The sequence below is a fragment of the Accumulibacter sp. genome (genome assembly GCF_023806565.1).
Taxonomy (GTDB): domain Bacteria; phylum Pseudomonadota; class Gammaproteobacteria; order Burkholderiales; family Rhodocyclaceae; genus Accumulibacter.
This window is the reverse complement of the sequence record NZ_JAMTDV010000131.1, coordinates 36,254-62,597: the sequence shown is the minus strand read 5'-3', so window position 1 is coordinate 62,597 and position 26,344 is coordinate 36,254. Positions and strand designations below refer to the sequence as shown.

At 64.9% G+C, this 26,344-nt stretch carries 23 protein-coding genes; 18 read left to right on the top strand and 5 right to left on the bottom strand.

What is annotated here, in order from left to right; all coding sequences use genetic code 11:
• Nucleotides 1-104: 104 nt before the first annotated feature.
• Complete coding sequence (locus NFV80_RS15915; protein WP_295331213.1) at nucleotides 105-1,031, bottom strand: histone deacetylase family protein; 927 nt, start codon at nucleotides 1,029-1,031, stop codon at nucleotides 105-107.
• A 111-nt stretch (nucleotides 1,032-1,142) separates the two neighbouring features.
• On the opposite strand from NFV80_RS15915, the gene NFV80_RS15910 reads away from it, so the two are divergent.
• From NFV80_RS15910 to mltB, 4 genes are read left to right on the top strand one after another with little or no spacing between them, the layout of a single operon-like run.
• Nucleotides 1,143-2,081 carry an AAA family ATPase gene (locus tag NFV80_RS15910; protein WP_295331210.1) on the top strand — a complete coding sequence of 313 codons (939 nt, stop codon included), beginning with the start codon at nucleotides 1,143-1,145 and terminating at the stop codon, nucleotides 2,079-2,081.
• On the top strand, nucleotides 2,081-3,037 hold the full coding sequence (locus NFV80_RS15905; RefSeq protein WP_295331207.1) for a DUF58 domain-containing protein: 957 nt from the start codon (nucleotides 2,081-2,083) through the stop codon (nucleotides 3,035-3,037). The genes NFV80_RS15910 and NFV80_RS15905 overlap by 1 nt, the downstream gene beginning before the upstream one ends.
• Nucleotides 3,024-4,994, top strand: a complete 1,971-nt coding sequence (locus NFV80_RS15900; protein ID WP_295331204.1) for a DUF3488 and DUF4129 domain-containing transglutaminase family protein — start codon at nucleotides 3,024-3,026, stop codon at nucleotides 4,992-4,994. Before NFV80_RS15905 ends, NFV80_RS15900 begins: the two co-directional genes overlap by 14 nt.
• A complete protein-coding gene (mltB, locus tag NFV80_RS15895; RefSeq protein WP_295331201.1) occupies nucleotides 4,991-6,007 on the top strand; it encodes a lytic murein transglycosylase B in 1,017 nt (338 codons plus the stop codon). Before NFV80_RS15900 ends, mltB begins: the two co-directional genes overlap by 4 nt.
• On the opposite strand, the gene rpoS is transcribed toward mltB, so the two are convergent.
• The 4 genes from rpoS to surE all read right to left on the bottom strand — a co-directional run bounded on the left by rpoS (nucleotide 6,004) and on the right by surE (nucleotide 9,333).
• Nucleotides 6,004-6,900, bottom strand: coding sequence for an RNA polymerase sigma factor RpoS (gene rpoS, locus NFV80_RS15890; RefSeq protein WP_295331199.1), 897 nt, complete (start codon nucleotides 6,898-6,900; stop codon nucleotides 6,004-6,006). The two genes, mltB and rpoS, sit on opposite strands and share 4 nt — an antisense overlap.
• A gap of 62 nt (nucleotides 6,901-6,962) precedes the next feature.
• Nucleotides 6,963-7,931 (bottom strand): peptidoglycan DD-metalloendopeptidase family protein, encoded by a 969-nt coding sequence (locus tag NFV80_RS15885; protein ID WP_295331197.1) that lies wholly within the window; start codon nucleotides 7,929-7,931, stop codon nucleotides 6,963-6,965.
• Entirely contained in the window at nucleotides 7,928-8,593 is a 666-nt protein-coding gene (locus tag NFV80_RS15880) for a protein-L-isoaspartate(D-aspartate) O-methyltransferase (protein ID WP_295331195.1), read from the bottom strand. Before NFV80_RS15880 ends, NFV80_RS15885 begins: the two co-directional genes overlap by 4 nt.
• Nucleotides 8,590-9,333 carry a 5'/3'-nucleotidase SurE gene (gene surE, locus NFV80_RS15875; protein WP_295331192.1) on the bottom strand — a complete coding sequence of 248 codons (744 nt, stop codon included), beginning with the start codon at nucleotides 9,331-9,333 and terminating at the stop codon, nucleotides 8,590-8,592. Before surE ends, NFV80_RS15880 begins: the two co-directional genes overlap by 4 nt.
• A 578-nt stretch (nucleotides 9,334-9,911) precedes the next feature.
• Here surE and NFV80_RS15870 point away from each other — a divergent pair.
• From NFV80_RS15870 to NFV80_RS15805, 14 genes are all read left to right on the top strand, one after another.
• On the top strand, nucleotides 9,912-11,663 hold the full coding sequence (locus NFV80_RS15870) for a flagellin (RefSeq protein WP_295331190.1): 1,752 nt from the start codon (nucleotides 9,912-9,914) through the stop codon (nucleotides 11,661-11,663).
• 87 nt (nucleotides 11,664-11,750) lie between these two features.
• Nucleotides 11,751-12,131 (top strand): flagellar protein FlaG, encoded by a 381-nt coding sequence (locus tag NFV80_RS15865; RefSeq protein WP_295331188.1) that lies wholly within the window; start codon nucleotides 11,751-11,753, stop codon nucleotides 12,129-12,131.
• Between the two features lie 39 nt (nucleotides 12,132-12,170).
• A complete protein-coding gene (gene fliD, locus NFV80_RS15860) occupies nucleotides 12,171-13,919 on the top strand; it encodes a flagellar filament capping protein FliD (protein WP_296759314.1) in 1,749 nt (582 codons plus the stop codon).
• Nucleotides 13,920-13,928: 9 nt separating this feature from the next.
• Nucleotides 13,929-14,342, top strand: coding sequence for a flagellar export chaperone FliS (gene fliS / locus NFV80_RS15855; RefSeq protein ID WP_295331183.1), 414 nt, complete (start codon nucleotides 13,929-13,931; stop codon nucleotides 14,340-14,342).
• Nucleotides 14,339-14,638 (top strand): flagellar protein FliT, encoded by a 300-nt coding sequence (locus tag NFV80_RS15850; protein ID WP_295331181.1) that lies wholly within the window; start codon nucleotides 14,339-14,341, stop codon nucleotides 14,636-14,638. The genes fliS and NFV80_RS15850 overlap by 4 nt, the downstream gene beginning before the upstream one ends.
• A 104-nt stretch (nucleotides 14,639-14,742) precedes the next feature.
• Nucleotides 14,743-15,882 (top strand): flagellar hook-length control protein FliK, encoded by a 1,140-nt coding sequence (locus NFV80_RS15845; protein WP_295331179.1) that lies wholly within the window; start codon nucleotides 14,743-14,745, stop codon nucleotides 15,880-15,882.
• Nucleotides 15,863-18,892, top strand: a complete 3,030-nt coding sequence (locus NFV80_RS15840) for a tetratricopeptide repeat protein (RefSeq protein WP_295331177.1) — start codon at nucleotides 15,863-15,865, stop codon at nucleotides 18,890-18,892. The genes NFV80_RS15845 and NFV80_RS15840 overlap by 20 nt, the downstream gene beginning before the upstream one ends.
• A gap of 2 nt (nucleotides 18,893-18,894) precedes the next feature.
• Complete coding sequence (locus NFV80_RS15835) at nucleotides 18,895-19,632, top strand: DapH/DapD/GlmU-related protein (RefSeq protein WP_295331174.1); 738 nt, start codon at nucleotides 18,895-18,897, stop codon at nucleotides 19,630-19,632.
• 5 nt (nucleotides 19,633-19,637) lie between these two features.
• Nucleotides 19,638-21,182 (top strand): class I adenylate-forming enzyme family protein, encoded by a 1,545-nt coding sequence (locus tag NFV80_RS15830; RefSeq protein WP_296759310.1) that lies wholly within the window; start codon nucleotides 19,638-19,640, stop codon nucleotides 21,180-21,182.
• 2 nt (nucleotides 21,183-21,184) lie between these two features.
• Nucleotides 21,185-22,312 carry a Gfo/Idh/MocA family oxidoreductase gene (locus NFV80_RS15825; RefSeq protein ID WP_295331168.1) on the top strand — a complete coding sequence of 376 codons (1,128 nt, stop codon included), beginning with the start codon at nucleotides 21,185-21,187 and terminating at the stop codon, nucleotides 22,310-22,312.
• Nucleotides 22,309-22,587: an acyl carrier protein gene (locus NFV80_RS15820; RefSeq protein WP_295331165.1), complete on the top strand. Its 279-nt coding sequence runs from the start codon at nucleotides 22,309-22,311 to the stop codon at nucleotides 22,585-22,587. Before NFV80_RS15825 ends, NFV80_RS15820 begins: the two co-directional genes overlap by 4 nt.
• Nucleotides 22,584-23,906: an aspartate aminotransferase family protein gene (locus tag NFV80_RS15815; protein WP_295331162.1), complete on the top strand. Its 1,323-nt coding sequence runs from the start codon at nucleotides 22,584-22,586 to the stop codon at nucleotides 23,904-23,906. The genes NFV80_RS15820 and NFV80_RS15815 overlap by 4 nt, the downstream gene beginning before the upstream one ends.
• A gap of 12 nt (nucleotides 23,907-23,918) precedes the next feature.
• A complete protein-coding gene (locus NFV80_RS15810) occupies nucleotides 23,919-24,980 on the top strand; it encodes a hypothetical protein (RefSeq protein ID WP_295331160.1) in 1,062 nt (353 codons plus the stop codon).
• 176 nt (nucleotides 24,981-25,156) lie between these two features.
• Nucleotides 25,157-26,263, top strand: coding sequence for a class I SAM-dependent methyltransferase (locus NFV80_RS15805; protein ID WP_295331157.1), 1,107 nt, complete (start codon nucleotides 25,157-25,159; stop codon nucleotides 26,261-26,263).
• The last annotated feature ends 81 nt before the right edge of the window (nucleotides 26,264-26,344 follow it).

Here is a 26,344-nt window from a genome sequence, read left to right as displayed (position 1 = left end):
AAAGCGGACAATTCATCTGCTACAAAACCGGACAGTTCTATTTGTTGCCAACAGATCACCCGCCGCTCTCGTGAACACGCGGGCAGCGGACCGCCGGGAAGGATTCACAGCTCGGCCAGCACCCGGATGTGGGCCGCCACGCTGCGCGCCAGCGCCGACAGGGAATAACCGCCTTCGAGCATCGACACGATACGTCCTTCTGCGCATTGCTCGGCGAGTTGCTTCAGTTGCTCGGTGACCCAGGCATAGTCCTTCTCGAGCAGTTTCATGCCGCCCATCTCGTCTTCGTAATGCGCATCGAAACCCGCCGAGATGAGAATCATCTGCGGCTGAAACTCGCGCAGGCGAGGCATCCAGAGATCGCTGACGACGTGGCGGAACTCCTCGCCGTTGGTACCTCTGGCGAGAGGAACGTTGAGCATGTTCGACGCCTGGTTTTCCGTCCCGCTGTAAGGATAGAACGGGTGCTGGAAAGTGCCGACCATCAGCACGCGCTGATCGCCCTGGAAGCAGTCCTCCGTCCCGTTGCCATGATGCACGTCGAAATCGGCGATCGCCACACGCGCCAGCCCGTGCGCTTCCAGCGCATGCGCCGCGGCGACGGCGATATTGTTGAAGAAGCAGAAACCCATTGCCGCCCTGCGCTCGGCGTGATGCCCCGGCGGACGCACGGCACAGAATGCATTCTCGACCTCACCGGCCATCACCAGGTCGACGGCCTTGACGCCCGCACCCGCCGAGCGCAGCGCGGCCTGCCAGGTGTGTCGGTTCATCGCCGTATCCGGATCGAGGTGCACGATGCCCAACTCGGGCGAGGCACGTTTCAGTCGTTCGAGATGACCTGCCGAGTGCACGCGATGGAGTTGCTGGAGAGTGGCCAGTGGTGCGTCGTGATAAACAAAGTACGAATCCAGCCCCTGCGCAATCAGATGATCGTTGATGGCGGTCAGGCGATCCGGACATTCCGGATGGTAGGAACCCATCTCGTGCAGTTGGCAGTCGCGGTGCGTGATGAATGCGGTGGTGGTCACTGTGACCTTTCTATCGCAGATGGCCAGCGTCGGAGGCTGCGGGCCCCACGGGGAAATCGGGTTGTCGGCTAATGGTTTATTATCATCCCAATTGCGCCACCGCGACAAGCCATGCCAGCCAAGCCATCCACCACCCCGACACGATCCGCAATCGCCGGGATTCTAGCCGCCGCCAATACGGTGATTCTCGGCAAGCAGGCACAGATCCGCCTTGCCCTCTGCTGCCTGCTGGCGAAAGGCCACTTGCTGATCGAAGATCTGCCCGGCGTCGGCAAGACGACGTTGGCGCACACACTGGCACGGCTGCTCGGTTTCCACTTTGCGCGCGTCCAGTTTACGAGCGACATGCTGCCGGCGGACATTCTTGGCGTCTCGGTGTTCGACCGCGAAAGTGGAAACTTCAGGTTCCTGTCGGGCCCGGTATTCTCGCAGGTGCTGTTGGCGGACGAGATCAACCGCGCCACGCCAAAGACGCAGAGCGCGCTGCTCGAAGCAATGGAGGAAGGGCAGGTCACGACGGAAGGAGAAACGCGGACCTTGCCCAGACCGTTCTTCGTCATCGCCACGCAAAATCCTTCCAGCCAGATCGGCACCTTTCCCCTGCCGGAATCACAACTCGACCGCTTCCTGTTGCGCATCGAACTCGGTTACCCTGATCGTGCAGCCGAACGCTCGCTGCTCGAAAGCGGCGGTCGCCGCGAACAACTGCCGAGTCTGGCCGCCCGCCTTGCCCCCGGTGCCTTTGCCGCGCTGCAGAACGAAGCGGCTGCGGTGCATGCTTCCCCAGCCCTCCTCGACTACCTGCAGGCGCTGGTCGAAACCACCCGCGAGGGAGAACGCTTCGTCCATGGCCTGAGCCCGCGCGCCGCCCTGTCGCTGCTCGCCGCGGCACGCGCCTGGGCCTTCTGTGGCGGCCGGACGATGGTCCTGCCGGAAGACGTGCAGGCCGTTCTCCCGGCGGTCGCCCGCCACCGCCTGCGGCTGCCGAGCGGCGACCAGGCTGACGCCGAGGACATCGCTGCGCTGATCCGTTCGGTGCCCGTGACCTGATGCGCCCACTTGCCGCTGCGAGGCGCTGGCTATTCCGGCTGGGACGCGACGAGCGTCTGCCGATCGTACTCGGGCAACGGCGAATCTTCATCGTGCCGACGGGCGCGGGCTTCCTTTTCGCCATCGCCCTGGCAGTCATGCTAATCGGGGCGATCAACTACAACTTGAGCCTCGGCCACGCACTGGTCTTTCTGCTTGCCGGACTGGGCCTGGTCGCGATGGTGCACACCTTTCACAATCTGTTCGGCCTGCGTCTGACCCCGGGACGCGCCGAAGCAACCTTCGCGGGCGATCTCGCGCGCTTCCCTCTCCATCTGGAAAATGCCCGTGGCAGCTCGCGGCGGGCGCTCGAATTCTCGTTCACCGGGCAGCCTTCGTTGACCGTCGATGCGCCGGCAAGGGCGCGGGTGACGGTTGCCGTTCCCTACGCCACCGAGCGACGCGGCCGCCTCGATCCCGGTCGCGTCACCCTCGTGACGCGCTATCCGCTCGGCCTCTTCCGCGCCTGGAGTTACCCGCACCCGATCTGGTCATGTCTGGTCTATCCGCGACCCTTGCGTACGCCACTGCCGACGGCATCGTCCGGCACGCCGATCGACCATCGGCGGGGCGAGAGCGGACAGGAGGATTTTGCCGGCCTGCGGCCACGCCAGGCCAGCGACCCGACCCGGCACATCGCCTGGAAAGCAGTCGCTCGTCGCTCCGACGAACAGGAGTTGCTGGTCAAACAGTTTGCCGGTGGAGCGAGCGACGAGCTGTGGCTCGACTGGTCGCAGACAGCGGTCGATCTCGGCACCGAATACCGCCTGTCGGTACTCGCCGGCTGGGTGCTCACGGCCGACGAACAGCAACTGCGCTACGGCTTGCGCTTGCCGGCACAGCGGATTGCTCCGGCGCAGGGCACGGCACATCGGACGAGATGCCTGCAGGCACTGGCGCTTCATGGGGAAACGTAGCCGCGCCCGACCGCCGGCGCTCGAGCATGGTGCGGTACCGTGGTTGCTGGCCGGCGCCCTGGCCACCGCTGCTCCGCACGCCGGGCACCTGCCACCGTGGCTGTCACTGCTCGCCGCAGGCGCACTCCTCTGGCGCTCCTGGCTCTGGCAGCGGAGGCGCAGGCTACCGCCGCGCTGGGCGCTGGGCCTGCTGGCAATCGGCAGCGTCGCGGGAATCGCCTGGCAGTTCCACAGCGTGTTCGGCAGGGACGCCGGGGTGGCCATGCTGGTCCTGCTGATGGCGCTCAAACCGTTGGAAATGCATGCCCGGCGTGACGCGCTGGTGATCGTCATGCTTGGCTTCTTTCTCCTGCTGACCCACTATTTCTATTCGCAGTCGATCGCGACCGGTGTCTGGCTGCTGGCAACGATGACGCTGCTCACCGGCACCCTGATCCGGCTGCACGGCGGTACCCAGCCAGTCGCCACGATTGCCCGCGAGGCCGCCCGACTGCTGCTGCAGGCACTGCCCTTCCTGCTCATCCTGTATCTGCTTTTTCCACGCGTCAGCGGCCCGCTGTGGGGCCTGCCGCAGGACGCTCATGGCGCACTCAGCGGTCTATCCACGCAGATGTCGCCCGGGTCGATCAGCAATCTTATTCAGTCCGGTGCGGTCGCCTTCCGCAGCCGCTTCGTCGACGAACTCCCGGAGAAGACCGAACTGTACTGGCGTGGTCCGGTTTTCGATGCCTACGATGGTACCACCTGGCGGGTGAGCGCTCAGCAATCGCCACGGCCGGCGCCGGTAATCGAGGCGCGAGGCGTCACCTACACCTACACGACCATCCTCGAAGCGCACAACCAGCGCTGGCTGCTGGCGCTCGACCTGCCGACCCGCCTGCCGCCAGACGCGTCGCTCGCGCCGACCCTCGAAGCGGTGGCCAGTGTGCCCGTTCGTGTCCGCTCCCGTTTCACCTTCGCCTCTTCGCCCGACTATCGCGCCAATCGCGGGGAAGTGCCAGCCACCTTGGCGGAGGCGCTGCGTCTGCCGGCGCGGATCAATCCGCGCAGCCGCGCGCTGGCGCAGCAGTGGCAATCACTGCCGCCGGAGAGGATCGTCGAAGCGGCGCTGGCCATGTTCCGCGAGGACGACTTTCACTACACGCTGCAACCACCGCTGCTCGGCCGCGACGCCGTCGACCAGTTCCTCTTCGAGACTCGCCGCGGCTTCTGCGAGCATTACGCCTCCGCCTTCGTCTTCCTGATGCGCGCGGCCGGCGTTCCAGCCCGGGTGGTCGCCGGCTACCAGGGCGGCGAAGTGAATCCGGTCGACGGCTACCTGATCGTGCGCCAGTCCGATGCGCATGCCTGGGCGGAAGTCTGGCTCGCCGGCGTCGGCTGGGTGCGCATCGATCCGACGGCAGCAGTCGCGCCGTCGCGCATCGAGCAGGGAATCGTCGCCGCCCTGCCCGCCAGCGAACCGCTGCCGGCGATCGTCCGCCTCGACGCCGACTGGCTGCGCGACCTGCGCAACCGCTGGGAGGCGGCGAACAATGGCTGGAATATCTGGGTGCTCGGGTACAATCCGCAGCGCCAGCGCGAATTGCTCTCCCGGCTGGGCCTGCAAGACCCGGACTGGCAGAGCATGACCACGTCTCTGGCAGTGCTCTGCAGCTTGCTGCTCTTGTCCGTCACCCTGTGGACGCTGCGGGAGCGACGGCACCCGGATCCGGCGCAACTTGCCTGGGGGAAGTACTGCGGGCAACTCGCGCGCCGCGGCATCTGCCGTGCCGAATGGGAAGGTCCGCTCGATTTCGCCGACCGCGTCGCGCAAGCAAGACCGGCGCTGGCGGCACTTACCAGCGAAGCCGCTGGCCACTATGCCGAACTGCGCTATGGTCGTGGCGGCGAAGGACATCTGCGTCTGCTGCGCGACTGCGTGCGACGCCTATCACGGGAACGGAGAAACGAAGTTTGAAGCGGCCCCTCGCCACCCTGCTTTGCGTACTTCTCGGCAACCTGCTGCCGCTCGTCGGCCACTGCCAGCACGCCGCGGCCTTCAGCCAGAACCCCGAGGTCAAGGCCTTCATCACCGATATGCACGACCGCTACGGTTTCGACGTCAGCCACCTGACGCAGCAATTCGCGACCATCCGGCCGAACGCCGTCGTGCTGCGCGCCATCCGCCCGCCCGCGGTACCCGAAAAGCAGCGCTCCTGGCAGCGCTATCGCGAGCGCTTCGTGAACAGTCAGCGCATCGCCGGCGGCATCTCGTTCTGGCGCAGGAATGCGGCCACCCTGCAGCGTGCACAGGCGATCTACGGGGTGCCGCCGGAAGTGATCGTGGCGATCATCGGAGTGGAAACCGTGTATGGACAAGACATGGGCAGTTTTGGCGTCCTCGAGGCGCTCGCTTCGCTGGCTTTCGAATACCCGCCGCGCGCCGAGTTCTTCCGCGGCGAACTCGAGCAGTTCCTGCTGCTGGCCCGCGAAAGCGGCGTCAGCCCACTCTCCGTCAAAGGCTCGTACGCCGGCGCCATCGGCATTCCCCAGTTCATGCCGAGCAGCCAGCGTCGCTTCGCCGTCGACTTCGACGGCGACGATCGCATCGACCTGCGCAATAGCACCGCCGACGCCATCGGCAGCGTCGCCCGCTTCCTTCAGCAGCACGGCTGGCAATACGGCGCGCCGGTGGCGGTGCCGGCAAGAGTCACTGCTGATCCGGCGCCGCTGCTGGTCCTGGGCATCAAGCCGTCGCTGACCGTCAGCGAACTGGCGCGGGAAGGAGTGGTCGCCGCCGCCGCGAGCGACCTGCCGGCAGCGCTCATCGACTTGGTGACGCCCGGCGCCGCAACCGAATACTGGCTCGGCTTCGACAACTTCTACGTGATCACCCGCTACAATCGTTCGAGTTTCTACGCGATGGCGGTGTTTCAGCTCGCCGAAGCGCTGCGCGCAGCACGCGACGGGCTTGGCTACGATGTCCGCTAGAGCAGGTTGTCCGGCGTCCCGCCGCCCCGCCGAATGATGCGCCGAAGGTGATCAAGTGCCTCGATCTGGATCTGGCGAACCCGCTCACGGGTCAGATTGAGATCGGTGGCGATCTCCTCGAGGGTGCTCGCGTCGCGGCCCGAAAGGCCGTAACGTCTCTGCAGCACCTCCTGATGCTTGTCGGCGAGTTGCCCGAGCCAGCGCCGCAGGAGGTCGCCGATTTCGTTCGACTGCAACAGCTCATCGGGATCGATCAGGCTGTCGTCAGCAATCACGTCGCCAATTGATCGGCTGGGGTCCACTTGCAACGGCGCGTCGAGGGACGCGATGCGCTCGTTCAGCGCCATCACCCGGCGCACCTCTTCGCTCGGCCGGTCGATCAGGTGGGCGATCTGCTCGACGCAAGTCTCCTGCCCGTTGGCCAACTCCAGATGGCGTATGGCGCGCAGCACGAGGTTGATTTCCTTGACCACATGCACCGGCAGACGAATCGTTCGCGACTGATTCATGATCGCGCGTTCGATGCCCTGCCTGATCCACCAGGTGGCGTAAGTCGAGAAGCGAAAGCCGCGCTCGGGGTCGAACTTCTCGATGGCGTGGATCAGACCGAGATTTCCCTCCTCGATCATGTCCAGCAGCGGAAGGCCACGGTTGAGGTAGTGCTTGGCGATATTGACCACCAGGCGCAGATTGTGCTCGATCATTTTCTGCCGCGCGACGAAATCCCCGGCATGCGCACGGCGTGCCCAGACCGCCTCCTCGCTCGGCGTGAAGAGCGGCTTGGCGCCGATCTCGTTGAGATAGTGCTGGGTGACGTCGTTGAGCAGATCCGCCTCTGGTGACGCTGGCTGCTCGGCCGAATCGCTTTCTGACGACAGCTCCGCAGCTTCCATGGCAGTTTCCGGCGGATCGTCGTCTCCGCCAGGATACTCGTCAGGATCGAAAACGCGCGACATCATCCGCGCGGCGGCAACTGTTTGAGCGGATCAATCGGCTTGCCCTGCCGCCGTATCTCGAAGTGCAGCTTGACCTGGTCGGCGTCGGTATTGCCCATCTCGGCAATTTTCTGCCCCTTGACGACCGTTTGCCCCTCCTTGACCAGGATATTCTGGTTATGCGCGTAGGCGGTCAGATAGGTATTGTTGTGCTTGACGATGACCAGCTTGCCGTAGCCGCGCAGGCCGGTGCCGCTGTAGACCACCTTGCCGGCACCGGCGGCCAGCACGGCGTCGCCGGCCTTGCCGCCGATGTCGATCCCCTTGTTGCCGCCCTCGCTGAAAGTACCGATCACCTTGCCGCCGGCCGGCCAACTCCAGGTCACATCCTCGCTGCCGGATGCGGCGTCGGCCGGCTTTTCCTCGTTTGCTGCGGTCGCCTTGCTTTCCGGCTTGCTCTCGGCCTTGACCTCGGCGCGCGCCTCCGGCCTGCTCTCGACCTTGGCCACGCTGACCGGTTCGACTGGCTTCGGCGGCGCCAGCGCACGCGCCAGTGCTTGCTCGGAGTAGGGTTCCTTGCCTGCCTTCGGCTCGCGCTTCAGCAAGTCGCCGCCGGCGCTCAGCGAACGCTGCTCGACTGCGGCTGTGCTGACCACCGGACGCACCACGACAGTATCGCCGGCAGCCGCCGAGCCGGGCGGCCGGGTGCGCAGAACCTGCCCGACGAGGATGCGATTCGGATTCTCGATATTGTTCCAGGCGGCCAGCTCGCGGTAGTCGAGCCCGTGATCGAGCGCGATCGAATGCAGCGTATCGCCTTTCTTGACGACGTATTGATCCTTGCCGGCCACCGCTGCCGCGGGCACGGCCTGCGCCCCGGCCTGCCCCGAGCGCTCAGCCGGTGCCGGCGCCTTGCTGGCACAGCCTGCCAGGACGACTAGCAGCGCCAGCACGACGCCGTGACGGGCGGGATGATCTTGATCCTTCATTCGACTCCCGATAATAGCGGAACGAAACGAACAGCATCCAGGCGACTTTCGACAAAGCCTTCGGCGCGTCGTTCGATCATCGCCAGATGTTGGGTCGCCCCGCCCAGCGGCAGGATCAACCGGCCACCCGGAGCGAGCTGCTGCAGCAGCGCCCGCGGCACGCGCGCTGCCGCCGCGGCGACGATGATCGTATCAAAAGGCGCCGCCTCGGGCAGGCCGAGTTGTCCGTCGGCGTGCTTCAGGCGCACCTTGAGCTGCCGGATCGCGCGCAGGTTGAGCTTGGCCTTGGCAAGCAGCGGACCAATCCTCTCGACGGCAAAGACCTCGTCGGTCAGTTGCGCGAGAACCGCGGCCTGGTAGCCGCAGCCGGCGCCGACCTCCAGCGTCCTGCCGAGGTCCTCGCGTCCGGCGCGCAAGGCCTCGAGCATGCGTGCAACCACGTACGGCTGCGAGATCGTTTGCGAAAACCCCAGCGGCAGCGCCGTATCCTCGTACGCCCGTGACGCCAGTGCCTCTTCGACGAAGACATGCCGCGGCACGGCGGCGATCGCCGCCAGGACCTCCTCGTCAATGATTCCCTGCTCACGCAAGCGCTCGATCATGCGTGACCGCGTGCGCTGCGAAGTCATGCCGACACCAGCGTGCGGGAGCGCCTTGCTCATCGCGCCAGCCAATCGCGTACCAGGGGCAACTGGGCATTGTGCGTCAGATCGACCTGCAGCGGCGTCACGGAAACCTGATCGTTCTGCACGGCGTAGAAGTCGGTCCCCTCCCCCGCATCCTGCGCCGCTCCGGCGGCACCAATCCAGAAAACGGTTTCGTTGCGTGGCGAACACGTGCGCACCACCGGTTCAGCCTTGTGGCGCTTGCCGAGGCGAGTGACGACCACACCACGCAGTTGTGCATGCGGCAGGTCCGGAACATTGACGTTGAGCAGGACGGGCTCGCGCGGCGCCACCTGTCGCAACCGCCCGACGAGCTCACGGGCGACCCGCGCGGCACTCGCAAAGTGCGCGCCGGAACTGCTGCACAGCGAGATGGCTAGGGATGGAATACCAAGCAGAAAGCCTTCGGTCGCCGCCGCGACAGTCCCCGAATAGATCGTGTCATCGCCCATGTTGGCACCGATGTTGATTCCCGAAACAACCATGTCCGGAAGCGCGTCGAGCATGCCGGTGACGGCCAGGTGAACGCAATCGGTCGGCGTCCCGTTGACGTAGTAGAAGCCGTTGGCCGCTCGTTTGAGCGACAGCGGCCGGTCGAGCGTCAGCGAATTGCTCGCACCACTGCGGTCACGCTCCGGAGCTACCACCGTAACCTCGGCGAGTTCCGACAGTGCGCTCGCCAGATGCTCGATCCCGGGCGCGAAATAACCGTCATCGTTACAGAGCAGGATCCGCATAGACTTCCACGCACATTGACGAACGCAATCCGACCTGGCGATCTGCCGGCCTTCTCCTGAACGGCGGATCTGGCTCGCCACCGTTGGCGACCCGGTGGGCGGACACCCTCGACGCTACCGCTCCCGCGCAAGTCGGGGACAGCGGCTGTCGCGTGGATGAAGGGATCGCCGCGAAGCACGGGCTCGCAAAGCTGCGGCAGCCGCCCGAGAAGATACGGAATCGCAGGGAATCAAGCGCCATTATACCCCCCGGGACAATCAGCACGGGCAGAGTTGCTGCTTGCCCCGGATCCTGTCCGACCGGACTGCTTCAACCAGCCACTCGGCAACTCGCTGCGAGCGACTGACGCCAACGCTGCTGCCCGTGCGCGACAGGCGAAGTCACCCTCAACCTTGCCGGCCGGCAGCCGATAGAGGACTTACACGGCAAGCCGATAGAAGACCATTAAAGTTTTCCGGCGGTGGGCCGTAAGGAAGAATGTAAGCGAAACAGTCGCCACCCGTGACCACCAGGCAAACGTCTCGCCGAATGGTCGGCGGCAGGCCAAGGTCAAATCGACAGTGATAGGAGAAGGAAAATGCCCTCAGTCATCAACACCAACGTCGCGTCGCTCAACTCGCAACGCAGCCTCAACATGTCGCAGGCCTCGCTCGCGACCTCGCTGCAGCGTCTTTCCTCCGGCCTGCGCATCAACAGCGCCAAGGACGACGCAGCCGGCCTCGCAATTTCGGCCCGCATGACCTCCCAGATCAACGGCCTCAATCAGGCTTCGCGCAACGCCAATGACGGCATCTCGCTGGCGCAGACGGCGGAAGGCGGTCTGCAGAGCATCACCGATTCGCTGCAGCGGATGCGCGACCTGTCCGTGCAGGCGTCGAATGCAACCAACACCTCCACCGACCGTGCCGCTCTGCAACAGGAAGTGGACAACCTGGTGCAGCAGATCAATACGGTTGCCAGTCAGACCGCTTTCAACGGCGTCAAGCTGCTCGACGGCACCTTCAACTCGCAGGCTTTCCAGATCGGCGCGAACAGCGGCGAGCTCATCACCATCGGATCGATCTCCAGCGCCAAATCGGATGCCTTGGGCGTCGGCACCACTTCCTCCTACGTCACGACGCAAACGGCGACGGTGACCAACGGCGCCATCGCCACTGGTGGCATCACGGTCAATGGCTACGGCGTCGGACCGTCGGTCTCGGATGGTGTTTCGAGTTCGGTCAGCTTCAGCGGCGCGACGATCACCGGCACCGGTGCGTCGATCGCCGACGGCGACGTCAAGATCAACGGCGTTTCGATCGGCGCAACCACCGGCGGCAGTACCGTCACCCTGCAGGGCGATGCCATTCGCGACGCAATCAACAGCGTCACCGCGACCACCGGCGTCGTCGCCAGCAATGCATCCGGGGTCCTCACCCTCGCCTCCAAGGATGGCCGGGACATCAAGATCGAACTGACCGGCGCCGGCACGCTGGCCAATACCGGCCTGACCGCGGGCACGACCAAGGTCGGCGCCGACAGCGCGATCGCCAAGGCGGCAGCGTTCAATACGGTCACCGGGCAAACCGGCGTTTCCGCGGTAGCGACCACGACCAGCGTCACCAGCGGTGCGCTCAGCACCTTCGCCGCCGTTGCCGGGGACAATACCGACTACATCAAGATCAACGGCGTCAAGCTCGGCGCCATCGCCGCCGGCGCCAATGTCGCCGCCCAGGGCAACAATGTGGTGGCGGCGATCAACGCGGTGTCCAATCAGACCGGGGTCGTTGCGAGCTTCAACACCAGCAGCAACAAGATCAGCCTCGCGGCCGCCGATGGCCGCACGATCACCGTCGAAACGAAAGGAGCAGCGGCGGCAACCAACACCGGCTTCACGGCGAACACGCTGACCAACACCTATGGCGGCATCAAGCTGTCTTCGAGCAGCAGCGCCGGCATCAATCTCGGCGGTGCAAACCTGGCCAGTACTGCCTTGACGGCCGGCTACACGGCCGCGACCGCAACTTTCGGCGCAGGCATATCGAGCGTCGATCTGACCACCGCCGCCGGAGCACAAAACGCGATTTCCACGATTGACGCCGCGTTGGCCAACATCAACTCGAGTCGGGCGAGTCTCGGCGCACTGCAGAATCGATTCAGCAGCGTCGTGAGCAATCTGGCGACCACCTCGGAGAACCTGTCGGCGTCCCGTAGCCGGATCCTCGACGCCGATTTCGCTGCGGAAACCGCCAACCTGACTCGCGCCCAGATCATGCAGCAGGCCGGAACGGCGATGCTGGCGCAAGCCAACTCGCTGCCACAAAACGTGCTCTCGCTGTTGAAGGGCTAGGTCAGGCGGATCGAAAAGCAGTAACATCGGGGGCGCGGTCGCGGCGACGCGGGCGCGCCCCGATGCGTCCCCACCAAGGAGCGTGCGATGAACATCCAACCCACAGGCGCTTCGCTACCCCCGCCAGCCAGCGCGGCAGGCACCGTCGCCACCGGAGAATTCAGGGCAACGCGCGGAAGCATGACCTCCAATGTCGACGCTGCGCAACTTTCACAATCGACAGCCGCGTCGGTAACGGAGCCTGACCGGGCGAAGCTGGAAGCGGCCACCAAGAGCGTCCGCGAGTTTGTCGAACCGATCAACAACAATCTCGAATTCAGCGTCGATCACGACACGGGGCAACTGGTAGTGAAGATCATCGACCGTGCAACCAAGGAAGTGATCCGGCAGGTGCCGTCGCAGGAAATGCTCGCCCTGGCCAAGGCGCTCGACAGCATCAAGGGGCTGTTTGTCAAGCAGACGGCCTGAGCAGGCGACCCACGCTACCAGCGGTCGCCGGAGAAGACCATGACCATTTCCTCACCAGGCCTGGGCTCGAACCTCGACGTCAACAGTATCGTCAGCCAGCTGATGACCGTCGAACAGGCACCGCTGAACCTGCTGGCCAAGAAGCAGGCAGGTTTCCAGGCCAAAATCTCCGCGCTTGGCTCGTTGCAGGGAGCAATCTCGGGATTGCAGACGGTCGCCGGCAATCTGGTGCCGGCTGCCGGAACGACCGCCATACAGAAATTCGCGGTGCTCCGGAGCGCACTGAGCGACTCGACGGTCGCCACGGCAAGCGTGAGCTCGAGTGCAGTGGCCGGCACCTACAGTCTTTCCGTAACCCAGCTGGCCAAACAGCACGTCATCCGAACCAGCGGTGGCGGAGCCTCCCCGTTTACCGGAAGCGGCGGCACGCTGCCGAAAGGCGGCGCGCTGACCATCGCGCTGGGCAGCGCCGACGGCCTCACGCTCAGCAAGACAACCACGGTCACGATTGCCGATGGCGCTTCGCCAGACGCCGTGCGCGACGCGATCAACAACGCCGACGCAGGAGTCTCGGCGCTGGTGATCAATGGCAGCGCCGGCAAGCAGTTGATTCTCACCGGCGACACCGCCGGCAGCAACCAGTTCATCAAACTGTCGGGAGTCGCTGGTCTGAGCTATGCGCTTCCCGCGGCCAAGCTGCACAGCATCACTACCGCGAGTGGACCCGGTTCACCGTTTTCCGGGGATGGTGGCACGTTGCCGCTCGGGGGAACGCTGACCATTGCGCTGGGCAGCGCCGATGGCGGCAGCACCAGCCAATCCACCGACCTCACCGTCGCTGCCGGTGCCACCCCCGAGACGATCCGGGATCAGATCAACCATGCCGGCGCCGGCGTCTCTGCACAGGTGATCGACGGCGGCGACGGCAAGCAACTCGTCGTCACCGCCAGCGCACCCGGTGACAACCAGTTCGTCAGGCTGTCTGGGGCAATCTCGGCCCCGTTCTACACCGACAGCACACCGGTCGACACCTTCACCCAGACGCAGGCGGCGCAGGGTTCGGCCTTCACGCTCAATGACATCGCCGTGACCGCCGAAACCAACACGGTGACGACGGCAATCGATGGCGTCACGCTCAACCTGCTGAAAGGCCCCGAAGCGCCGGCAAGCTCGGTCAACACCACGCTGACGATCACCAAGGACACCTCGGGCCTGAGCGCGCAGGTAAATTCGCTGGTCAAGGCGTTCAACGACTACCACAGCACTGCCGCCAATCTCGGCAGCTACGATGCGACGACGCAGAAGGCGGGCGCGCTCAACGGTGACGGCACCTTGCTCGCGGCCGAGAAAAGCTTCCGCAGCGTTCTCAGCCACGTCCCCAGCGAGCTCTCCGGCGCCACCTGGAAGAATCTGTCGGACATTGGCGTCAGTTTGCAGAAGAACGGCTCGCTGACCGTCGATTCGAACAGGCTCGTCACCGCCATCGCCGGCGACGCCACTGGCGTAGCCAACCTGCTGGCCGCATACGGCAAGGCATTCAAGAGCGCTGCCGACAGTCTGGTCGGTAGCACGGGATTGATCCCTTCGCGTACGCAGGGGCTCAATTCGTCGATCAACGACATCACGAAGCAGTCGGCAGCCGTTTCGCAACAGCTCACGCAGATCGAGGCGCGCTACCGCAAGCAATTCACTGCGCTCGACGTGCTGATTTCCGGAATGACCAAGACCAGTACCTTCCTCACGCAGCAGCTCGCCAACCTGCCCAAGTTCAACACATCCAACAACTAGGAGCCCTCCATGTTCGGCAATGCACGCAGCGCGATTTCAGCGTATCGGAAAGTGGGCATCGATGCAGCCGTCGAGGTTGCCGACCCGTATCGCCTGGTTCTCCTGCTTTTCTCCGGCGCTCAGGCGGCCATCGGCAATGCCCGTGCCGCCATGCAGCAGCAACAGATTGCCGCCAAGGGTGAAGCCATTTCCAAGGCCATCGACATCATCGGCAATGGCCTCAAGGTCAGCCTCGACCTGGAGAAGGGCGGCGAGATCGCCGAACGCCTCGACGCGCTCTATGATTATCTGGTCCTGCGCCTGCTGCGCGCCAACCTCGACAACGACCTGGGAGCTCTCGAAGAAGTAGCGGGACTGCTCGAAGAGATCCATGGTGCGTGGCGCGAAATCTCGCCCAACGTGCCGCGGCAGGCGGTCGCATGACGGTCGTGCTGGACACCCTCGAACAACTGGCCGCGCTTGCGGAAACCATGCTCGGCGCTGCCGGATTGGGCGAGTGGGAGAAGCTGGCGAGCCTCGAAGCCCGACGCCAGACCCTGGCCAACAGTCTACCAGCCAGTCTGGCGAACGACTTGTCCGGGGCGACATCAACGCGCGCGCAAGCCCTGATCGAACGCTATCTGCGCCATCATCACGACCTCCTGCCGCTGGTGCATGCGCGACTCGACGAACTGCGTGTCGTGCTGCGCGCCGCCCCACCGCCGTCCGACATCTCGTGACGAAAACGTTGCGGGCAGGCCACGGTGCCAGCGGAGCGCGAGTGAGTGGGTGAGCAAACCAGCAGCCCAGGCGGACCGCAGATTGACCCACCAGCTCTGAACCGATGATCCTGAGCGACATAAGCAACCGCCTGCAAACGGGCGGCGACCTCGCCCTGCGGCCGCTGCCGCCGCTGCAGGAGATTGCCGACAAGCTGGGTGAACTGGTCAGCGGGCAGCGACTGCTGGCGGAAATTCAGGCACTCCTGCCGAACGGCACCTACCGCGCGCTGATCAACCAGCGCAGCGTCACACTCGCCCTTCCCTTCACCGCCAAGAGCGGCGACGCGATCGAACTGGAGGTTACCGACAGTGACGGCAAACTGGCGCTGGCGATCGTTTCGCAGAGCGGAACGGAGAGCAGCAACAGTGCTGCGCGATCGACCGCGGCCAGCCTGAGCGACACCGGGCAACTGATCAGCACGCTGCTCGGCAACCAGCGCGCCCGGCAGGAACGTGCTGCTGCGCTGCCGCTGAACGGCAACCAGCCGATCGCCAGCGAACCTCCCAAACTGGCTCGCGACCTGCTGCCCCTGCTCCGGCAGGCGATCGTCGAAAGCGGCATGTTTTACGAGTCGCACCAGGCGGAATGGGTCGAAGGCCGCTACAGCAAGGAACAACTCCTGCACGAACCGCAAGCCCGGCTGGGCCTGCAGGCGGCCAGCGAGCAGGTAGTCTCGCCAACGGCTGGCGCCGGCGGCGGCAACGAAATCAGCGGAGCCGACAGCGCGCAGGCGCGGAGCAAGGCCGCCGACGCTGGCGGCAGTCCACTACCCGCTGCTCCCGCGGCACAGTCCGGCCAGCCCGTCGCAGCACAGGCGGAGACGATCGTGCAGCAGCAACTCGAGGCTTTCGCCACGCAGAATTACTCCTGGCATGGGCAGATCTGGCCGGGACAGCAACTCGCCTGGGAGATCGAGAATCGCGGTGAACGACCGCCGGACGGCGAATCCGGCGAAGGCGAGAAGTGGCAGACGCGGTTGCGCCTGACGCTTCCCAATCTCGGCGCGGTCGACGCGCGTCTGTACCTTCAGGGGACGCGGATCACGCTGGCCATGATCGCCGCCAATTCCGAAACGCGCGCACTGCTGCACAGCGACGCTGCCGCCCTGCGCAGCCAGTTCGCCGAGGCAGGACTCGACCTTGCGTCGCTGGGCGTTGCCCCGCCACGGCCGGACCCGACGGATGCCGCAGTTGCGCAATGACGCAGTGCCGGCGACCAACGCCGACGACGCTGCTGCCGAGGAGACGCTGGCGGAGATCCTTGCGCGTGCGCTTGCCAAGGCGCTCGCCTGTACCGCCGCCGGGCAATCCGGCGAGGCCGAACAGCTCTATCGGGCGATCGTGCAGGCACGACCGGACCACCCCGAGGCCAATCACCAACTGGCCCTGCTCGCATGGCAAGGGCAGCGGCCGGCCGAAAGCCTGCGCCATTTCGTCGCTGCCCTCGAAGCCAGCCCGGAAACGCGCCAATACTGGCTGAGCTACGTCGAGGCCCTGCACCTGAGCGGCGAGACGAACACCGCGCGCGAGGTGCTCGCACTCGGGCGACAGCACGGCTTGGCCGGGGACGACCTCGAAGCCCTGGCGCGGCGCGTAGAGGATTCGGCGCCGCAAGTGACCCACGATTCAGCCACTGCGGCCGTCACGTCGAACCATGTTCGTTCCGGAAACAGGAGCAGCGGCGGCGGTGGCAAACCCTCTGCGCGCGAGGAGCGCAGGCTGCTGGAACTGTTCCGCAGCGGACGCTTCCGTGAAGGCGAGAAGCTCGCGCGGGCACTCAGCGGGCGGCTGCCGAGCCATGGTTTCGGATGGAAAGTGCTGGGAACGATGCTGCAGGCGCAGGGGCGCAACGCCGAAGCGCTGCACCCCTTGCGACAGGCGGCAGCGCTGCTGCCCGACGACGAACAGGTGCACAGCAATCTGGGGCTGGCGCTGGCAAGCGTCGGCGAACTGCACGAAGCCGAGGCCGCACAGCGACACGCCGTACAGGCCCGTCCGGACTTCGCCGAAGCACACTACAACCTGGGCAACGTCCTCTGCGCGCAGGGGCGGACACAGGAGGCGGAAGCCAGTTATCGCCATGCCGTCGCCGCACAGCCGAATTTTGCCCTCGCCCACTGCAACCTTGGCAACACGCTGCTGAGCCAGGGCCGTCTGGAAGAGGCCGAAGTCAGTTATCAGACCGCACTGGCCCTTCGTCCCGAGCTCGTCGAAGCGCACAACAATCTGGGCGACACCCTCCGGCAACTTGGCCGACTGCGCGAAGCGGAAAGCGCTTTCCGGCGTGCGCTGGCCTGCCGGCCGGACTTTGCCGCAGCGCACTACAACCTCGGCAACACGCTCAGTGATCAAGGTCGCCTGGATGCAGCCGAGGCCGCCTGGCGCTGCGCGCTGCAATGTCAGGCCGAATTTCCCGAGGCACTCGCCGTGCTCGGCTCGGCGCTGCGTGAGCAGGGACGACTGGACGAAGCCGAAAGTGCCCTGCGCGAGGCGCTGCGCTGCCGACCGGATTTCGTCGAGGCACACTTCCACCTTGGTGCCGTCCTGCGCGACCGCAACCGGCTTGCGGAAGCCGTCGACGAATGGCGCCGCGCCCTGGATCGCCGGCCGCAGTTCCCCGAAGCACTCACTGCGCTGGGTTCGGCGCTCAAGGATCTGGGGCAACTGCAGGAGGGGGAAGACAGCTTGCGCCGCGCCCTCGAATACCGGCCGGATTTTGCCGAGGCGCACTACAACCTGGCCAACAACCTCCGGCAACAGGGGCGACTGGTCGAGGCCGAGGCCGGCTTCCGCCGGGCCCTGGCAATCCAGCCCGAACTTGCCAGCGCCTTGCTCAATCTTGGCGTCACCCTCTACGAACTGGGCCGCTACTGCGAAGCCGAGGAGGCCTGCCGGAATGCGCTCGCAGTCAACGCCGACTACCCGCTCGCACACAGCAACCTGCTCTTCTGGCTCACGCACAAGGACACGATCGATCCGCAGGAACTTTTTGCCGAGCACCTCCGGTTTGGCGAACGCTTCGAAACCCCGCTGCGCGCCGTCTGGGCTCGGCACGCCAATTCACGCGACCCCGAACGCCGCCTGCACGTCGGATTCGTCTCCGGCGATCTGTGCAACCATTCGGTTGCCAATTTCATCGAGCCGATCCTCGCCCAACTGAAGGGCCACCCGCGGCTGGCGCTGCACGCGTATTCCAACCAGGCGGTCGAAGACCAGGTGACGCAGCGCCTGCGCTCGTATTTCGATCACTGGCAACGGGTGAGCGGGATTGCCGATCCGGCGCTGGCCGAAGGAATCCGCGCCGATTCGATCGACATCCTGATCGACCTCAGCGGCCATACCGCACACCACCGGCTGTTGACCTTCGCCCGCAAGCCGGCGCCGATACAGGCCAGTTGGATTGGCTACCCGGGCACGACCGGCCTGCAGGCGATGGACTATTTCGTTGCCGACCCCTACTTTCTCCCCGTCGGCGAGTTCGACGACCAGTTCACCGAGCAGATCGTGCGTCTGCCGGCATGTGCACCGTTCCTGCCGTTCGTCGGCGCACCCGCGGTCGGCGCACTGCCCGCCCTGCGACGAAACCACGTCACTTTTGGCAGCTTCAATCGACCGACCAAGATCAGCCCGTCGGTCGTCGCGCTCTGGTCGAAGCTGCTGACCGCCGTGCCCGATTCCCGCATGCTGGTCGGAGCGATGCTGCCCGACGGACGCATCGAGCAACTGATCGACGCCTTCGCGGCCAACGGGGTGACCCGCGACCGTCTGAGCTTCCACATGCGTGGCGACATGAACGGCTATCTCGAACAGCATCAACAGGTCGACATCTGCCTCGACACCTTCCCGTACACCGGCGGAACGACCGCGTATCACGCCCTCTGGATGGGCGTGCCGACGCTGACGCTGGCCGGGCGTACGGTTCCCGGAAGACCCGGCGCCGCGATTCTCGGCCAGGTCGGCCTGCAGGACTTCATCGCGCATGACGCGGCGGAATTCGTCGCGCGCGGGGTTGCGCTGGCCAGCGATCCGGCCCTGCTGGCCCGTATCCGGAGCGAAGCGCGCGAGCGCCTGCGCCAGTCGGCGATGGGTCAGCCGGAGCTGATCGCCAACAGCCTCGAACGCGCGTTGCGCATCATGTGGCAACGCTGGTGCGACGACCTGCCGCCGGCCGCATTCACCGTCGGCGCGCGCGATCTTGCCGAAAGTCGCTGAACGTGCCAGACGTCGTCGCTCTGCCCGGCGAACCCGGTGCCGCCCCGCTGCCGCCGCCGATGCGCCGCGAAAAACTGATCATCTACGGCAACGGTCAGATGGCGAAGATGTTCCTGCACTTTGCCCGCACCCAGTTCGACGTCGTCGCCTTCACGGTCGACCGGGCAGTCGTCGAGGAGCGGGAAATCGAGGGGCTACCGGTCATTCCATTCGAGGAAATCGGCAGCCGCCTGTCGCCCGCTTCGCACGCGATGATCACCGCCGTCGGCTATCTCGCCATGAACACCTTGCGCGCCGAGAAATACGCCGCCGCACGGGCACTTGGCTACCGTTTCGTCAATTTCGTGCATCCGTCGGTGGTCTGGCATCCGACGCTCCTTGCTGGCGAGAACAATGTCATCCTCGACCATGTCGCCATCCATCCCTACACACGGCTGGGCAACGGCAACTTCATCTGCAGCAACGCGTCGATCGGCCACGGCTGTCGTATCGGCGACAATTGCTGGATCAACTCGGGAGTCTCGATCGGTGGCGAAACGCGGCTCGGCGACGGCTGCTTCCTGGGAATCAATGCGACCATCGGCGACAATATCGTGATCGAAAGGCAGTGCTATGTCGGGGCAAACACGCTGATTTCCCGCAGCACGCAGCCGGAGGAGGTTTACGTCTCGGCCAGTGGCGAACGCTTCCCCCTCTCCAGCCATGCTTTCCTGCAGTTCCTTGCGCGCTCTGCACCCTGAATGCAATGACCACCGCCGTGCAAGTCTCTCCCATTTACCAGCGCTTTCGGCAATTCGCCCGCAGCCGGGCGGACAGGCCCGCACTGCGGATCGGGCGATCCAGCCTGTCGTATGGCGAGCTCTTGCGACAGGTGGACGCCCTGGCCGACGGGCTCGCTGCGGCCGGGATGGGCAGCGGTGATCACGTCGGCGTGCTGCTCCCCAACTGCCCCGAGTTCGTGCTCCTTCTTCTGGCCGGCGCGCGCAGTGGCTTGGTCATCGTGCCGCAGAGCATCGGGCTCCCGGCGGCAGCGGTGGAAGCAACCCTGCGCGCGGCCGATGTGCGCCACCTGATCAGCTGGGCAGGGATCGCCGGCTCGCTGACCGCGGCGACATGCGAGCTGGCGAGTAGCCGGGTGACGGTCGGTGGCAGCGTCGCCGGCTGGACCCCTTGGGCGGACATCCTGGACGCAGGCCGGAAAGCGCCGCGCAGCGCTCCGCTGCTCGCCGCCGATCTGCCTTATCTGATGGTGCTCACTTCCGGCTCGACCGGCCGGCCAAAGCCGATCGTGCTCAGCCAGCGCACCAAGATCCTGCGTGCCGATGCCGCCGCCAGGCTGTACGGCGTCAGCGACGCGGACGTCACGCTCGCCGCGACGCCGCTCTATCACTCGCTCGCCCAACGTCTGGTTCTTCTGCCCCTGCTTTCCGGCGGCACCTGCGTCGTGCTGGAACATTTCACGGCATCCACCTGGGTGGACGCCGTGCGCGGGCAGCAGGCCAGCTTTTCGATTGCCGTATCTTCGCAATTGCGCCAGATCCTCGCGCACCTGATCGCCAGCGGCGAAGCCTTGCCTTCCCTGCGTTGCCTGGTGTCGTCCTCGGCCCTGCTCGACGCGGATACCAAACGAGCGCTGCTCGGCCACCTGCGCTGCGACTTCCACGAATGCTACGGCACCTCGGAAATCGCCATCGCCACCAACCTGACGCCCGCGGCAGCGGCGAGCAAACTGGGCTCGGTCGGTACTGCCATACCCGGCACCGAAGTCGCCATCCTGGATCGCAGCGGGAACCAGGCGCCGCCGGGCACGACCGGAGAAATTGCCTGCCGTACGCCGATGCTGTATTGCGGCTACTATCGTCGGCAAGCGGAGACGGCCGCGGCGATGTGCGGCGACTTCTTCCGCACCGGCGACCTCGGCCGGATGGACGATCAGGGTTTCGTCTACTTCCTCGGCAGAATCAAGGACATAATCATCACCGGCGGGGTCAACGTGTATCCCCGGGACATCGAGGAAGTCGTCGCCAGCCACCCGGCGGTCAAGGAATGCGCCGCGATTCCGCTTGCCGACGAAGAGCTGGGTGAGGTCGTTGGCGTGGTCGTCGCTTTCCATGATTCGGTGCAGGCACCCGGAATCCGTGAAATCCAGCGCCTGTGTGTGCAGGGCCTGGGAGATTTCCAGCAACCGCGGCGTTTTTTCGTCACCCACGCATTGCCGACCAACGCCATCGGCAAGGTGGACAAGCCGGCCTTGCGGCGAACCTATTCCGGCCTGAGTGAGGCCGGCTAGCCATGGCGCGCAGCTCGCTCACCCCGCTGCGTCTCGGTTTCATCGGCGGTGCCGTGACCTCGGCGATCGGTTACACGCACTTCAATTCCAGCCGCCTGGACGGCCACTTCCGCGTCGATAGCGGTTGCTTCAGCCGTACGGCCAGCCGTAACCAGGAGACGGCCCGCACCTACGGCATCCCCCCGGGGCGCACGCACGCCACCTGGCACGACCTGCTGGCGCGGGAAAAGGAGACGCTGGACGCCGTCGTAGTCCTCACGCCGACCCCCGATCATCGGGAGATCGTCACCGCCTCGCTCGAGGCCGGCTACGCGGTCATCTGCGAGAAGGCGCTGGCGCTGTCCAGCGCGGATTGCCGGGCGATCGACGATGCCGTCACGCGCAGGCGGGGTTTCCTCGCCGTTACCTACAACTACTCGGGCTATCCCATGGTGCGCGAACTGCGCCGTCTGATCGCCGACGGCGAGCTTGGCTGCCTCCACCAGATCCACATCGAAATGCCGCAGGAAGGGTTCCTGCGCCGGGCAGCTTCGCCCCAGGCATGGCGTCTCCAGGACTACGGGGTGCCGACGATATCGCTCGATCTGGGGGTGCACGTTCATCATCTGGTCCACTTTCTGACCGGCGGCAAGCGCCCGCTGTCAGTGGTCGGCGACCAAAGCACCTACGGCCAGTTCCAGGAGATCGTCGACAACGTCTATTGCCTGGCGCACTACGAGGACAAGCTGCGCATCCAGTCGTGGTACGGCAAGACGGCTCTCGGCTACCGCAACGGGCTGCGCATCCGCGTTTTCGGCAGCCAGGCGAGCGCCGAATGGTTGCAGACGGAGCCCGAGGATCTGCGCCTGAGCCATGCTGACGGCCGCCACGTACTCATCGACCGCGGCTGCGCCGACGCCGATGTCGCCCGCCAGGTGCGCTACAACCGTTTCAAGCCGGGCCATCCATCCGGCTTCATCGAGGCTTTCGCCAATCTCTATGCGGATATTGCCGACCATCTGCGCCGCCATCAGGCGCAGCAGGCAGGATCCGACAGCTTCGTCTACGGCGCCCGGGAATCCGAGGAAGGTTTGCGCTTTCTGGAGGCGATTTCCCGATCGTCCCGGGCAAGGCAATGGGAGAACATATGATTGCGCCAGCCGACGCGGCCACAACCCACGCCGAGATTTGCCGATTCATCGTCGAGTTGCTGCGCGAGAAGGGTTCCCTGCCCGAAAACCTGCCGATCGCGCGCTATCGCTACCTGGACAAGGGGCACATCGACTCGCTGTCGTTCATCCGATTCATTTTTCGCATCGAGGAGCGTTTTGCGCTTCAGTTTTCCGAGTCCGATCTGGTCGATGAGAAGATCCGCAGCGTCGGCGGTCTCGCCGCCCTGATCGCCGAGAAGATCGGGCGTTCGTGATCGATCGAAAAGATGTCCTCCTCCCTTCGCCCATGAACGCACTCGACCATAACCGCTCGCTGCTTGGCGACTACGGCAGCTACGTCCTGCCGGTCCTCAACTTCCGCCGCATCGTCCTCGTGCGCGGATCGGGATCCTACGTCTGGGACGCCAACGGCAACAGATACCTCGATCTGAACAGCGGTCAGTTCTGTTCGGTTCTCGGCCACTCCAACCCCGATGTGGCGCGCACGCTTCTCGAGATTTCGCAGACCTTGCAACATACCGACACCTCGACGCTATCCGAAACCTTCCTGCGGGCCGCCAGGAAAATCCACGACTGCGTTCCGGAAATGAACGGCCGGACGATCCTGCTGTCGACCGGGGCCGAAGCCGTCGAGTGCTGTCTCAAGTACGCCAAGCACATCAAGGAAAGACCGGGAACCCTTTCCCTTGACCGGGGTTACCATGGCCTGACGCATGGCAGTGCCGCCTGCTCGCTGTCGCGCGACAGAATCCGACCGCCGCTCGATCACTCCTACGTGGCGCCGGCTCCCGTCGTCCATGGCGATGCCGACGACGGGCCGGAGGTCGATCGCTGCATCGAGCATTTTGCCGAGATCGTGGCCCGCCACAGGCAGCACATTGCCGCGGCCATCGTCGAACCGATTCTCTCCGGAGGCGGCTTCCTTTTCCCTCCCCCCCGGTATTTTCAGGAAATTCGGCAGATTTGCGACGACAACGACGTCTTCCTGATTTTCGACGAATGCCAGACCGGATTCGGGCGAACCGGAACCTGGTTCCATTATGAGCAACTCGACTGCATCCCGGATTTCGTCGTCTCCGCCAAGGCGATGGGACTTGGCTATCCGGTATCCTGCGTGATTGCCAACGGCCACACGGTTCCCCACCCGAAGTTCGCGATGGAGTATTTCAGCTCGCATCAGAACGAACCCTTCGCCGGTGCGCTGGTGACCCATCTGATCGACCGCATCGAGACTTGCGACCTGCTGGCGGCCAACAGGCGTTCGGGCGAACACCTCCTCGCTCAACTGGCGACACTCGCTGCCGAGTTTCCGCTCGTCGCAAGCCCGCGCGGCAAAGGACTGATGTGCGCCTTCGATCTGAACGTTCCCGCCACCGTCGACGGCAAGCAGGCGGGCGACCGATTTTGCGCGATCGCCCAGGAAAACGGACTGCTGATCCAGCACTGCAATTTCGGACGAACCATCCGTCTGCTGCCGAATTATCTCGCCAGCCCCGAGGACTTCGCCTTTCTCGCCGATCGCTTGCGAGACACTCTCGCCACTTTCCAGATTTTCCTTGACCAGACCAGCTAGCGAGGTTCCCCGATGCTGTTTTCCGATCTTGACCTTACCCATCTGCAGGTGGCGATCAACGAGTTTCGCGGGAAGAAGCTCGTTCTCTGGGGAGCAGGACGGCGTCTTGGAAGTTTCATCGAGGCGTTCTGCGGCGACGGGAAGCTGTTGCCCCAACCCTACGGCGTTTGCGACAGCACCCGGGAAGTTCGCGAAAGCGAGCTGGTTGGCGTCCGTGTGCTGCCCTTTCCCGAGGTGCGCGGGATGTCTCCCGAAGACACCGTGATCATCATCACCGCCGGTCTGCTCGAATTGCAGGCAAAGGTGGTGGCCCACGAACTGTATTACTTCCCGATCTACCATCGCCGCAGCTTCGAGGCATACGACTATCTGCAGCGGAACATGGCGTCCTGCGACCGCTGCCTCGAGTTGCTGGCAGACCCGTTGTCCCGGCAGATTTACCGCAGACGCATCGAAAACCTGCTTGCCGGCCGACTTTGGGATCAGTCCCTGTACAGCGCAAACCCGTACTTCGGCAACGACATCAATCGCAGACTCGACGATTCGGGCCAATTGGTGTTCGCCGGCGCCTTCAACGGCAAGCATATCGAGCGAGCGATCGCCAACAATCCGGCCATTCGTGTTTCGGCCTTCGAACCCAGCACGATCTGGTCGTCGTTCCTGGTGGAAAAATTCGACGACAACCCGCGCATCACGATCCACAACAGGATTCTCTGGAGCGAGAACGCCTACCTCGATTTCGACGAGAACGCGGCCAACGCAGGCCTCGACGCCCACGTCTGCGGAACGGGGACGCCCACCTCCTCCCGCTACCAAGGCGTCGCCATCGACGAATGCATCGACGGCAAAGTGTCGATGATCGCGCTCGACGTCGAGGGTTCCGAACAGCGAGCCCTGCAGGGCGCCGTCCGGACCATCGCGCGCGACCATCCCCGCCTGTGCGTCTGTCTCTACCATACGCTCGACGATTACTTCACGATCCCGCGGTTGATCCACGAGATGTCCGGTTACCGCCTGCGGGTCAGACATCACTCGTGCATCAGCGTCATCGAGACGGTCCTTTACGCCGTTTGACCCGACATGCCACGCAACCCGCGCCGTACAGTCTCACCCAGCCCGCCGGCGCGTGTTCCGCTGCGCAAGGGTATGCCCGACTACGCCCTTCGCCTGCCGTCCGCGATCCTCGCCGGGTCGCAAGCGGACCACACACCGAATTCTCCCGTCACCGAAACGCCGACAGCGAGATTTCCTTGGCCAAGACGAAACTCCTGATCTTTCCGCTCGACATGGACGATGCGGACACCTTCCTCCGGGTCGCCGGCAGCCTTGGCATGGAAATCGTCGGCGCCAGTTCCGCCATGGCCGATGCCGCCGGCAAGGCAGTCGACGCTTTCCTTCGCCTGCCATTTGTCACCGACCCGGAGTTCGACGAAGCCTTGCGAGTGGCCATCGAGCAGCACGGAATCGCGCGCATTTACTCGCCGCACCAGGGGATTTGGCGACACCTCGACGATCTGCGGCGGAAGGCTGCGGCAGATTTTCCGTTCACCTTGTGCAATCCGGACCCCTTCACCGCGACCAGGCGACAGTTCTCGCCGCACGACGAGTGGGCCGCTGCTGCCGTGCTCGACCCGACGGCCGAACGGATCGCCGGCGACAGTTCAGCGCCGCCCCTGCCGTGCAGTTGCTATGCGGCGCTGCACCGCCAGTTCCTGGGAACGCCCGGCCAGTGTGACGAGAGCAAGCTGCAGGCGCTGTGCAACATTGCCCGCATCCTGCCGCGCGGCGATCTTCTCGAAGTCGGCTCCTTGTACGGTCGTTCGGCCTTTGCCCTGGGCTATCTCGCCAGCCGCCACCGACTCGGCAGCGTGATCTGCATCGACCCCTGGAACACTTCCGAATTGACTGATCAGGGACCACAGGCGGCCGTACTCAACAGCGAACTGGTCAATCCGGAAATCGACGTCGAACAGATCTTCCGCATCTTCCTGTCCACCGTCGCCCTGCTCGACAACGTCGGTTACCTCCGCAGGACCTCGACAGCAGCATCGGCCATCTATCGTGATGCCCGCAGCCGCCGCGAGTTGCACAGTCCCGGGCTCGGCAACATCCCACTTGCCGACCACCTCGCGCTGCTGCACATCGACGGCAACCATCGCTACGATCATGTGCGCAACGACGTCGACACGTGGAGCCCGTATCTGGTCACCGGCGGCTGGCTCCTGCTCGACGATTATCTCTGGGCCTTCGGCGACGGCCCGCGGCGAGTGGGTGACGAACTGCTCTCCTCACCGCTTTACGACCGCGCGTTCGTCAGCGGCGACACGCTGTTCCTGCGCCGCAGCGAAGCCGGTTGACTGGCCGCACCGCCGCCTGTCTACCGCCTGACGCCCGACGCATCGGGTCGGCAGAATCGGTACCCGCTATTCCGTTGGGTC